General features: G+C 71.9%; 9 protein-coding genes. 6 read left to right on the top strand and 3 right to left on the bottom strand.

Features of this window, described 5'->3' with window-relative positions; translation table 11 throughout:
• The first annotated feature begins 273 nt into the window (after positions 1–273).
• From BLS99_RS10160 to hpf, 5 genes are all read left to right on the top strand, one after another.
• Positions 274–957, top strand: coding sequence for a ferritin-like fold-containing protein (locus BLS99_RS10160; RefSeq protein ID WP_245712209.1), 684 nt, complete (start codon positions 274–276; stop codon positions 955–957).
• 112 nt (positions 958–1,069) lie between these two features.
• The gene (locus BLS99_RS10155) at positions 1,070–2,353 is read left to right on the top strand and encodes a permuted SH3 domain-containing protein (RefSeq protein ID WP_091048155.1); all 1,284 of its coding nucleotides are present in this window, start codon (positions 1,070–1,072) and stop codon (positions 2,351–2,353) included.
• Positions 2,353–3,738 (top strand): ABC transporter permease, encoded by a 1,386-nt coding sequence (locus BLS99_RS10150; RefSeq protein WP_091048152.1) that lies wholly within the window; start codon positions 2,353–2,355, stop codon positions 3,736–3,738. The genes BLS99_RS10155 and BLS99_RS10150 overlap by 1 nt, the downstream gene beginning before the upstream one ends.
• Before the next feature lie 16 nt (positions 3,739–3,754).
• Entirely contained in the window at positions 3,755–4,402 is a 648-nt protein-coding gene (locus BLS99_RS10145; protein ID WP_091048148.1) for a ComF family protein, read from the top strand.
• 393 nt (positions 4,403–4,795) lie between these two features.
• Entirely contained in the window at positions 4,796–5,473 is a 678-nt protein-coding gene (gene hpf, locus BLS99_RS10140) for a ribosome hibernation-promoting factor, HPF/YfiA family (RefSeq protein ID WP_091048145.1), read from the top strand.
• 66 nt (positions 5,474–5,539) lie between these two features.
• Here the strand turns inward: hpf and BLS99_RS10135 are convergent, their stop codons facing one another.
• From BLS99_RS10135 to BLS99_RS10125, 3 genes are all read right to left on the bottom strand, one after another.
• Positions 5,540–6,694, bottom strand: a complete 1,155-nt coding sequence (locus tag BLS99_RS10135; RefSeq protein ID WP_091048141.1) for an Ig-like domain-containing protein — start codon at positions 6,692–6,694, stop codon at positions 5,540–5,542.
• A 75-nt stretch (positions 6,695–6,769) separates the two neighbouring features.
• A complete protein-coding gene (locus BLS99_RS10130; RefSeq protein ID WP_091048137.1) occupies positions 6,770–7,738 on the bottom strand; it encodes a GNAT family N-acetyltransferase in 969 nt (322 codons plus the stop codon).
• An 81-nt stretch (positions 7,739–7,819) separates the two neighbouring features.
• Positions 7,820–8,938, bottom strand: coding sequence for a GNAT family N-acetyltransferase (locus tag BLS99_RS10125; protein WP_091048134.1), 1,119 nt, complete (start codon positions 8,936–8,938; stop codon positions 7,820–7,822).
• A gap of 111 nt (positions 8,939–9,049) precedes the next feature.
• Here BLS99_RS10125 and secA point away from each other — a divergent pair, with 111 nt between their 5' ends.
• Positions 9,050–11,947, top strand: a complete 2,898-nt coding sequence (secA, locus tag BLS99_RS10120) for a preprotein translocase subunit SecA (protein WP_091048130.1) — start codon at positions 9,050–9,052, stop codon at positions 11,945–11,947.
• Positions 11,948–11,950 lie beyond the last annotated feature (3 nt).

Raw genomic sequence — 11,950 nt, 5'->3', positions numbered from 1 at the left:
GAGTCGCCGCTTCGCAGGAGCGGCCCGGTGCAGAAACCGGTACCGCTTGAGGACCGCCTGGTACAGGGATGCCCCTTCGGGGCCGCGGTCCCTCCCGTCCATCCTACGCGCTCCCGGCCCCATCGTCTCGGTGCGCCGCTCCCGGGCGAGCCGCGCCGTTTCGGGACCCGCCCGCGAACGGCCCTTCTGGCCTGCGAAGACGTGCGGATCCGTCCGATCGGCGACACCCGTGTGAAGGCGAGGGCCGCATCCGTCCAGTGGTAACCTGCCCCGGTGTCCGAGACTCCTGATCCCGCCGTGACCCCGGCCGCCGCGCCGGAGGCCCCCAGCCGCGAGGCCGTCGTCGAACTCCTTGGGCTGCTTGCCCTCGGCGAGCTGCTCGCGTTCGAGCGCATGGTCTTCGACGCCCGCCTCGCCCCTGACCTCGGCCGACGCGCCGCCCTCTCGGAAGCGGCCGTGGGTGAGATTCGCAACTACCGGCTCATCGCCGACCGCCTCACCGCGCTCGGCGCCGATCCCGCCGCGGCCATGGCGCCCTTCCGCGAGGCGTTCCGCTCCTTCGACGCCTCCACCTCGCCCCGCGACTGGCTCGAGGCCCTGGTGAAGGTCTACCTCGGCGACGCCGTCGCCGACGACTTCTTCCGCGCCGTCTCCTCCGGCCTGGAGGACGCCGACCGCGAGCTCATCGAGACCGTCCTCGCCGAGAGCGGCGCCGCCGACCTCGCCGCCGAGGAGATCCGCGCCGCCGTCGAGGCCGACGAGTCGGTCACCGGCCGCCTGTCGCTGTGGGCCCGCCGCCTCGTCGGCGAGGGCATCAACCGCGCCCAGGGCGTGGCCGCGGCCAACGAGCGGCTCACCGGGATCATCGTCGGCGACGGCGGCACCCTCGACGCGCTCCTGCGCCGCCTCACCCGCGCCCACCAGGACCGCATGAAGTCCGTGGGCCTCAACAACTAGCCTCCGTAACCGTTTGCGCACGTCCGCGCCAGTGCCGTTACCGAATCGAGACGAACCGGCCGCAACTGGAACCTCCGCTCCGCGCGTCTTCGGGGCGGAGGAGGACTTCAACATGCGGCTCACGAAAAGCCATGTCGTCAGCGGGGTGCTCGCCGTCGCTCTGCTCGGAGCGACGGCCACCGCCTGGTACTTCGCTGCGCAGGCGCGGACCCCGGCCCAGCGGGCCGAGGAGACGGCCGAACCCGACGACAGCGTCATCACCGTCAGGGTCGACCAGGAGCAACTGGTCGACACCCTCGACTTCGAAGCGGTCCTCGACCGCACCGGCGACTTCGCCGTCCCCGCGCCCAGCGCGCCCGAGGGCATCGAGACCGCCCTGGCCTCGAAGATCCCCCTGGACGTCGGCGACGACGTCGAGGCCGGGACCGTGCTCCTGGAGGTGTCCGGCCGGCCCATGATCGCGCTCGAAGGGGACGTGCCCGCCTACCGGGACCTCACCGAGGGCGACACCGGGCCCGACGTCGAGCAGCTCCAGCTCGCGCTCCAGCAGCTCTACGGCACCCCCAAGACCGGCACCTTCGACTCGCGCACCGTCTCGGACCTGAAGAAGCTCTACGACCACGCCGGCTACGACCACGCGACCACCACCGAGGAGGTCGCCACCGAGGACGACGAGACCGACACCGAGGGCACCGGGGACACCGAGGGCACCGGCGAGGGCGAGGAGAACACCGGCGGCGCCCAGACCACCACGGTCGAGCGCGTCGTCCTGCCCGCCTCGGAGATCGTGTTCCTGCCCGACCTGCCCATGCAGGTCTCCAAGGTCAACGCCCAGCAGTCCGCGCCCGTCAGCGCCGAGGAGCCCGTCATCGTGCTCGCCTCCGGCGACTGGAAGCTGGAGGCCAAGCTCGACGAGGAGACCTCCTCGGAGCTGTCCAAGCTCGGCGACGAGGCCGAGCTGGAGTACGGCGACGGCCCCATGGAGGGCCAGGCGGTCGGCGGCTTCGAGCTGGAGGTGCGCGAGGAGGCCGGCGAGACCGACGAGTGGACCGGCGAGGAGGGCGAGGCCGTCGAGGTCACCTACGCCGTCTTCGAGTTCGACGCCGAAGCCCTCGAAGGCATCGAGGACCTCGCCCCCGGCGAGGAGCAGGAGGTCACGCTCGTGCGCGCCCGCTCCGCCGAGGACGCCCTCATCGTGCCCCTCTCGGCACTGTGGACGGACTCGGAGGACCGCACCATGATCACCGTCCTCGACGAGGACGGGAAGGAGGAGCGGCACGTCGAGGTCGACGTGACCCTGCGCCACGAGGGCCGCGGCGTGGTCGTGCCCGTCGAGGGCGAGCTCGCCGCCGGCGACGAGGTCGTGATCGCCTGGCGCGACCGGGAGAACGGCTGATGGCCCGCCGCCCGCGCAAGCCGGAGACCGACACCGAACTGCTCAGCTACGTCACCCCCGGCGGCGAACCGGACGAGGCGTCCGCCGCGGCGCCCGGCGAGGACGCCCCCGAACCCCAGGGCCGCAAGGCCCGCCGCGCCGCCAAGCGGGAGGCGAAGCGGGCCGCCGAGGACGCGAGGGACGAGATCCCCAAGGCCCGCGGCCGCTTCGGCGTCCGCAGCCTGGGCATCGCCTACGAGGCGATCCAGTCCCTGCGCGGGCGCTCGGTGCGGACCTGGATGACCGCGATCGGCATCGCCCTGGGCATCGCCGCCACCGTGGCCACCGTCGGCCTCTCGTCCACCTCCGCCGCCGCCATCGCCGAGCGCTTCGACGCGACCGAGGCCACCCAGGTCACGGTCTCGTTCTCCGACAACATGCGCGACGCCGGGTACGCGCCGACCCTCGAGTCCTCCCAGCGGGTCCGCGACATCAACGGCGTCCTCGACGCCGGGATCGTCTGCGGGTCCACCGAGGACCTCGCCGCCTCCCGCACCGAGGGCCAGGACTACGTCCGCGAGGTCCCCGTCTTCGGCATGGAGCCCGGCGCCATGGAGGCGTACGGCTTCGAGTTCACGCAGGGCGCGGCGTTCGACGAGGGCCACGTGGCCCGCGCCGACCAGGTCGCCGTCATCGACGAGTCCGCCGCCCGCGACCTGGGCTACAACTCGCTCGAAGGCGGCCCGATGATCTACATCGACGGCCGCGAGTACGCGCTCATCGGCGTCTACCAGGCCCCCGAGGGCGAGGCCAAGCTCACCGGCGCCGTCGTCGTCCCGCCGGCCCCGTGCCTGGAGGCCGACGCCGGCTTCGCCCCCGCGCAGGTCTTCATCCGCACCGACCTCGGCGCCGCCGACAAGGTCGCCGACACCGCCCCCACCGCGGTCTTCCCCGAAGGGCCCGACAACCTCTCGGTGTCCAAGCCCTCGGACCTCCGCTCGTTCCGCAAGGGCGTCGAGAACGAGATGCAGGCCCTCCTGCTCGGCCTCGCGGCCGTCTCGCTCGTCATCGGCGCCGTCTCGGTCTCCAACACCGCGCTCGTCTCGGTCATGGAGCGCCGCTCCGAGATCGGCCTGCGCCGCGCCGTCGGCGCCGCCCGCCGGGCGGTGGCGATGCAGTTCGTCTGGGAGTCCACGCTCATCGGCCTCATCGGCGGCCTCGTCGGCACGGTCCTGGGCGTCAACGTCACCGCGCTCGTCTCCCTCTACCGGGACTGGCAGATCGTCTTCGACCCCGGACTCTTCGCCGCCGGGCCCGTCATCGGCGCCGTCGTCGGCGTCGTCGCCGGGGTCTACCCCGCGTGGCGCGCCAGCCGCGTCCCGCCGGCGGTCACCCTGAGGACCTGATCCTCGTTAGACCGGCGTGAACCTCATCGAGGACGCCCGGGACCTGTTCCTGCCCGCCGCCTGCGCCTCCTGCCGGAGCGCCCGGGCGGCGGGCGGCGGCGTCTGGAGGGGCCTGTGCCCCGACTGCGCCGCCGAATTGCGGGCCCTGCGCCCCCGCCTGGCGGCGCTGCGCCAGGCCGCCCCGCCCACGGTCGCCGCCGGGCCCTACGCGGGCGCGCTCGCCGAGGCCCTGAACGAGTACAAGGAGCGCGCCCGGCGCGAACTCGCCCCCGCCCTCGGCGCCCTCCTCGCCGGCGCGCTCGCCGTCGTCGCCCCCGAGGTCCCCGGCGCCGTGCTCGTCCCCGTCCCGCCCACCGCGGCCGCCCGCCGCGCCCGCGGCTTCGACCACGTCGCCGCCGCCTGCGCGGGGCTCGGCGACCTGCGCCCCTGCCTGCGGGCCCGCCCCCGCCCCGACTCGGTCGGCCTCACCCCGGCCCAGCGCGAGGCCGCCGCGAGGCGCAGCCTGCGCACCGCCCGCGCGGTCCGCGCCCTGGCCGCCTCCGGGCGGCCCGCGATCCTCGTCGACGACGTCGCGACCACGGGCGCGACCCTCCGCGCGGCCGCGCTGGCCCTGCGCGGTGCCGGGGTCGCGGTGCCCGCCGCGATCGTGGTCGCCGCGGTTTGAGCGCCGCGGAGGGGATTCGTGGGGCGCGAGTCGGGTACACGTACTGCTGTCGTGATACCGACAGCGCCGATCGGAGGTTCGCCCAAGAATGCGAAGACTTATCTCGCTTCCGGTGGAAACCGTGCGCGGAGGCCCCCCGCATTGGAGAATTCCGGTAGCCGAAGGGTCGACTTTCGGTGACCGAAGGGTTAGTCTCGAAATCTCAGATCGGTAACGAGACGGCAGAGGCCAGTTGGCCCAGAAGTGAACGCCCCCTTGCAGTGAGGCGCTCCATTCGTCCTGACCCGTGAAGGGAGGTAGCGCCATCCGCCGTACCGGAACTTCGGCTCCGGACCCAGCACACGCAACTACGTCAGCATCGCCGCAGCAGGGATGCACCTGGGAGGTTCAGAGGTGGACATCGTCGTCAAGGGCCGCAACGTGGAGGTTCCCGACCACTACCGCGAGCTCGTCGAAGAGAAGATCGAAGGCAAGATCGCGAAGTACCTCGCCCGCTACGACGGGGAGTCGATCAAGATCGACGTCGAGCTCTATCACGAGCCCAACCCCCGCCAGGCCGACCACGCGCAGCGCGTCGAGATCACCTGCCGTCCCAAGGGGACGGTCATCCGCGCCGAGGCGTGCGCCGGGGACTTCCGATCCGCGTTCGAACTGGCCGCCACCAAGCTCGGCCACCAGCTCCGCAAGACCTCCGACCGCAAGCGCGTCAGCCGCGGCGGCACCAAGGCCCCCATCTCGGTCGCGGAGGCGACCGCGAACGGCGGCGGCCTCATCCCGTCCGGGAACACGCTCACGCTGGCCGAAGCCGACCTGGAGGCCAAGGCGGCCCAGGCCCGCTTCATCTCCGAGGACGTCGACCACTTCGACGGCCTCGTCGAGGACCACCTGCCGGGCACCGTCGTCCGCGAGAAGATCCACCCGGGCGAGCCGATGACCGTCGACGACGCCCTCCAGAACATGGAGCTCGTCGGCCACGACTTCTACCTGTTCCACGACAAGGAGACCGGCCGCCCCTCGGTGGTGTACCGGCGCCGCGCCTTCGACTACGGGCTGCTCAGGCTCGACCTGTAGCGGCGGCTCCAGCGAACGCGGCGGGGCCCGGGCGAGTGATCGCCCGGGCCCCGCTCCGCGTCTGGGCTAGCCCTCCAGGGCCGAACCGGACTTCCAGTCGTCCCAGGACTTGATCCAGAAGCCCCAGCCGTTGTCCCACGGCATCTCGCGCGGGGAGCCGCTGACGTCGACCGGGTCGCCGCGCTGGGCGATCCCGTAGAACCACTCCGCGTTGGCGTCGCTCGCGTTCAGGCACCCGTGCGAGAGGTTCGCCGAACCCAGGCTCCCGTTCCACGGCGCGCCGTGGACGAACTCGCCGGAGGCGTTGATGCGGGTGGCCCACTTGACCGGAGTCGAGTAGTAGCCCTCGTCGCCCTCCTCGCGCCCGGGCGAGACCATGACCTTGTCGGCGAACTTCTCCATGACCAGGTGCACGCCGGTCGCGGTGTAGTACTCCCACTCCTCGCCGTTGCCCCCGGAGATCGGGATCTCCTTCTCCACCTCGCCGTCGAACTTCACGGTCATGGTGTGGGTCTCCAGGTCCGCGTGGGAGGTCTGGGCCCGGCCGATCTCCATGACCGACTCGTGGTTCTCGTCGCCCCAGGTGTCGCCGCCCAGGAACACGCCGTCGAAGTTCGCCGTGAAGGTGACCTTCTGGTACGGCTGCCAGTACTCCTTGGTCCGGTAGATGACCTGGGAGTCGCTGATCCAGTTCCAGGCCCCCTCGTGGCCGTGCTCGGACTCGACCTTGAGGTTCTTCTCGACCTCGGCGCGGTCGGGCGCGTCCTCGGTGAAGAAGACGATGATCGGTGCGCCGACGCCGACCGTCTCCCCCTCCACGATGGGCGTCACGTCGGCCACCGCGAAGCCGCTGCCGTCGCGGCGCTCGGTGGAGAAGGTCTGCTCGAACTCGGTGACGGTGCCGTCGGAGCTGACGGCCTTGGCGGCGACGGTGTGCACCGACCCCGCGTCGAGGACGCCGTTCGAGGTCCACGCGGTGAGGTCCTCGGTGAACTCGCCTTCGATGGTCTTGGATCTGTCGGAGGTGACGTTGACCTCCTCCAGGATGCCGTCAACCACCGACAGGTTGAACGGCTGGGAAGGATCGTGGTCGTCCACGGCGTCGAGCGACACCACGGGCACGATCGGGGCCGGCGTGAACGTACCCTGCTGGGGCTCGGCGCACGCGGCCAGCGGCAGCAGGGACGTCGCCGAGGCAGCGACGAGAGTCCGGCGTTTCAAAGGGGGTTCCTCCACAAAGCGAAGCGACGCGATAACTATATCCTCGACGCCCGGCACCACCCCTCGGGTTGCACCTCAATCGCTGCTCAACACAGCCCACACCAACGTGTCGCGCCGGCGGCCCGCCAGCGTCGGCAGTCCGCCGCGCTCGACGCCCTCCAGCCGGAAGCCCGCGCGGCGCAGGACGGCCTGCGACGCGGTGTTGTGGAGGTCGGTCCCGGCCCACACCCGGTCCAGCCCGACCTCGTGGAACGCCCAGCGCCGCAACAGGTTCACCGCTCTCGTCGCGTACCCGCGGCCGCGCACCGCGGCCCGCAGGTCGTACCCGATCATGCCGGTGCCGACGATCCGCGCCACGTCGTAGAGCCCGATCGTCCCCTGGTAGCCCTCGCCGTCGTCGATCGCCATGAGCGCGCTGCGCCCGCGGAGCCAGTCGACCGCCGCGCGCCACTCGCACACCTCGCGCGCCTCCGCGGCGCTCGGCGGCAGCGGCAGGGCCGCCCCGGCGTACACGTCCGGGCTGGAGCGGTGGCGCAGGTGCGCCGCGAAATCCCCTGGTACGAGCGGGCGCAGGGCGATGACGCCGTCGCTCAGGGACCCGCCCGGCAGGTCGGGGAGCACGCGCGGCGCCGGGCCCGTGCCGTCGCCCGGCAGCAGCCCCAGGGTCAGCGCCTCGGTCCCGTCCCAGGCCGCGCCGCGGGACACGCCGCCGTCGGGCCGCAGGCCCGCGCCCATCGCGGCGCGGATCGCCGCCTGGTCGCGCACCGGCGGCCGCGCCTCCAGGCGCGTTGCGCCCGCGTCGAAGATCACCGGTGACACGGCCCGCAGCATCGCCGAGGCGAGCCGCTTGCCGCGCCGCTCGGGGGCGACCCAGTACCGGACGCCGGCGACGGGCGCGCCGCTGAACGACAGCGCGCCCCAGACCGCCTCGCCCTCCGGCGACACGGCCACCGCGTCGGGGGTGAACCCGCAGTCCACAGTCGCACCGGGATCGGCGGGGCGCAGCACGAACGCCGTGGTCTCGACGGGTTCGAAGTACTGCACGTCCTCAGAAAAGCAGTCCGCGCGCGGTGCGTCAACCGTTTGCGGAGTTCGAATTGCGCAGGATGCGCCGATGCGGGCGGATCAGGCGAGGTCGTCCGGGAACAGGCTCCCGACCCACGAGTCGGCGCGCCCGTCCGCGCCGTGGCGCAGCCCCCGGCGGACCCCCTCGACGGTGAACCCGGCCTTCTCGGCGACCCGGCGCGAGCCCTCGTTGCCGACCACGGCCCGCCAGTCGATCTTCTCCAGGCCCAGCGCGTCGAAGCCGAGCCGGACGACGCGCGTCACGGCGGCGGTGGTCCAGCCGCGGCCCCGCGCCCACGGCGCGGCGTGGAACCCGATCTCGGCCTCGCCGGGCTCGCGGAGGCTGAGCTGGACGCTGCCGGAGTACCGGTCGTGCGCGTCGGCGAGGACGTAGAGGACCGCGGTCCCCTCGTCGCGGCGCCTGCGGCTGGAGGCGAGCCAATCGGCGGCGTCGTCGCGGGTGTAGCCGCGCGGCACCGTCGTGTACCGCTGGGTCTGCTCGTCGGCGCAGGTCGCCGCGAGGTCGTCGAGGTCCGACTCGCGCAGGGCCCGCAGGCGCAGCCCCTGGGCGCCGGTCTCCAGGACCGGCTGCGGCGCGGTGAAGAACGCGGCCTGGAGCTTCATGGCCGCGTAGTGCGGCGGCGGGTCGCCGGGTCCGCGCAGGTCCCCGGGGAGCATCCCGCCGATCCAGCAGTCGCGCGAGACCCCGCGCTGGTTGACGCCGCCGCGGGAGATCCCCTCGACGGTGAACCCGGTGCGCAGCGCGGCCAGGCGCGAGGCGTGGTTGCCGACGATCGCGTCCCACGCGATGCGGCGCGCGCCGAGGCGCGCGAACCCGAACTCGACGGCCGCGCGGATGCCGCGCTGGGCCACCCCGCGCCCGCGCGCCCACGGCGCGGTGACGTAGGTGATGGTCATCTCGCCGGGGAAGGACTTGGTCAGCGCCATCGAGCCGACCAGGCGCCCCGCCTCCTCGACCGCCCACCGCGGGTTCGCCCCGCCCCAGTGGCGGCGCTGGGTCTCCACGTACCGGTCGCGCGCGGGTCCGGTCCACGGGAGCGGCATGACCAGGAAGCGCTCGATGAGCGGGTCGGCGTAGATCCGCGCGAGATCGGGCAGGTGCCGCTGCTCCCAGGCGACGAGCCGCAGGCCGTCGGCGTGGAGGGTGACCGGTTCCATAGCCCCCGATTGTGCCCCACCGGCTGCGATCGGGGCCAGCCGCCGCCTACGCGTAGTATTGACCGGGAATTCCACCCGTTCTGGTACGACCTTGCTGGGAGCTGATCTTCCGTGTCCTTGTTCGAGAAGGTACTGCGGGCCGGCGAAGGCCGCGCGCTCAAGCGGCTCAACGCGATCGCCGACGCGGTCGACTCCTTGGAAGACGAGTACAAGGCGCTGACCGACGCGGAGCTGCGCGCGCTCACCGACGAGTACAAGGAGCGGCTCAAGGACGGCGAGACCACCGACGACCTGCTCCCCGAGGCGTTCGCCACCGTCCGCGAGGCCGCCGACCGCGTCCGCGGGATGCGCCACTACCACGTGCAGCTCATGGGCGGGGCCGCCCTCCACCAGGGCAACATCGCCGAGATGAAGACCGGCGAGGGCAAGACCCTCGTCTCGACGCTCCCGGTCTACCTCAACGCGCTCACCGGCAACGGCGTGCACCAGGTCACCGTCAACGACTACCTGGTGCGACGCGACGCGGAGTGGATGGGCGAGATCCACCGGTTCCTCGGCCTGAGCGTGGGCATCGTGCTCCCGGGCGAGGGCTCGGAGAAGCACCGCGCGGCCTACGCCGCCGACATCACCTACTCCACGAACAACGAGCTCGCGTTCGACTACCTGCGCGACAACATGACCGGCTCGGCCGACAACCTCGTGCAGCGCGGCCACAACTTCGCGCTCGTCGACGAGGTCGACTCGATCCTGGTCGACGAGGCCCGGACCCCGATCATCATCTCGGGCCCCGCCGAGCACTCCAAGCGCTGGTACACCGAGTTCGCGAACATCGTGCGCACCATGAAGCGCGACGAGCACTACGAGGTCGACGAGGGCAAGCGCACCATCGCGATCACCGAGGCCGGCGTCGCCCGCGTCGAGGACCGCCTCGGCATCGAGAACCTCTACGACTCGGTGAACACCCCCCTGGTCGGCTACCTGAACAACGCCATCAAGGCGCAGGAGCTGTTCGAGCGCAACCGCGAGTACATCGTCTCCGACGCCGACGAGGTCCTCATCGTCGACGAGTTCACCGGCCGCGTGCTCGCCGGGCGCCGCTTCAACGAGGGCATCCACCAGGCCATCGAGGCCAAGGAGAAGGTGGAGATCAAGCAGGAGAACCAGACCTTCGCGACCACCACGCTCCAGAACTACTTCCGCCTCTACGAGAAGCTCGCGGGCATCACCGGCACCGCGCAGACCGAGGCGTCGGAGTTCAACAACGTCTACGGCATGGGCGTCATCCCGATCCCCACGAACCGGCCGATGATCCGCCGCGACCAGCCCGACGTCATCTACAAGACCGAAGAGGCGAAGTACCAGGCGGTCGTCGACGACATCGCCGAGCGCCACGAGACCGGCCAGCCGGTCCTCGTCGGCACCGTCTCGGTCGACAAGTCCGAGATGCTCGCCGGCCTGCTCAAGCGCCGCGGCATCAAGCACAACGTCCTCAACGCGAAGAACCACGCGAAGGAGGCCGACATCATCGCCCAGGCCGGCAAGCTCGGGGCGGTCACGGTCGCCACGAACATGGCCGGGCGCGGCACCGACATCATGCTCGGCGGCAACCCCGAGTACATGGCGGCCGAGGAGCTGCGCACGCGCGGCGTCGACGAGGCCGAGGAGGCGGAGTACGCCGCGGCCTTCGAGGAGGCCAAGGCCAAGTTCGACGAGATCTGCGAGAGCGAGGGCGAGGAGGTCAAGGACGCCGGCGGCCTGTACGTGCTCGGCACCGAGCGCCACGAGTCCCGCCGCATCGACAACCAGCTCCGCGGCCGGTCCGGGCGCCAGGGCGACCCCGGCGAGTCCCGGTTCTACCTCTCGCTCTCGGACGACCTCATGAAGCGCTTCAACGCGGACGCCGTGCGCGCCATGATGAACCGCATGCGCGTGCCCGACGACGTGCCGATCGTCTCCAAGCTCGTGACCCGCCAGATCGAGTCGGCGCAGTCGCAGATCGAGGGCCACAACGCCGAGATCCGCAAGAACGTCCTCAAGTACGACGAGGTCATGAACAACCAGCGCACCGTCATCTACGACGAGCGGCGCAAGGTCCTCGACGGCGCGGACGTCTCCGAGCAGATCGAGCACTTCATCGACGACGTCCTGGAGGCGTACGTCGCGGGCGCGACCAGCGAGGGCTACGGCGAGGACTGGGACCTCGACGAGCTGTGGTCGGCCTTCAAGCAGCTCTACCCGATCGGCCTGACCCACAAGGAGCTCGTGAAGCGGGCGGGCGGGCTCGACGAGCTCGACGCCGAGACGCTCCTCAAGGCCGTCAAGGAGGACGCGCACGAGGTCTACGCCGGCCGCGAGGCCGAGTTCGGCGAAGAGGTCCTGCGCAAGCTGGAGCGGCGCGTGCTGCTCCAGACGATCGACCGGAAGTGGCGCGAGCACCTGTACGAGGTCGACTACCTCAAGCAGGGCATCAGCCTGCGGGCCTACGCCCAGCGCGACCCGGTCATCGAGTACCAGCGCGAGGCGTTCGACATGTTCCAGACGATGCTCGACGGCATCAAGGAGGACACGGTCCGCTTCCTCATGAACGCCGAGCTCAAGACCAAGCCCGAGGGCGGGGCCGCCGAGCCGGAGGCCGAGATCCGCGGGCTCGAACCGCTGCGCAAGCCGGAGATGCTGCTCCAGTCGGCGCCGTCGATCGACTCCGCGTCGGGCGTCCAGGAGCAGGCCACGACCGAGGACGGCGCGGTGTTCAAGCGCCCGCCCAAGCCCGTCGCCGGCCAGAAGCGCGACGTCAAGCGCACCCCGGGCGCGGGCCAGAAGGGCGCCGCGAAGGTCGCCTCGAAGTCGGCGCGCGCCTCCGGGCCCCGCAAGGCCGCCACCGCGCCGCCCGCGCAGCAGGCGAACCCGCAGCAGCGCCGCGTCGAGAAGGTCGGCCCCAACGAGCTGTGCCCGTGCGGCTCGGGGAAGAAGTACAAGCGCTGCCACGGCGCGCCCGGTGCCGCACACTAGAGG

The sequence above is a fragment of the Glycomyces sambucus genome (assembly GCF_900102815.1).
Taxonomy (GTDB): domain Bacteria; phylum Actinomycetota; class Actinomycetes; order Mycobacteriales; family Micromonosporaceae; genus Glycomyces; species Glycomyces sambucus.
This window is presented reverse-complemented; position numbering and strand designations above follow the sequence as displayed.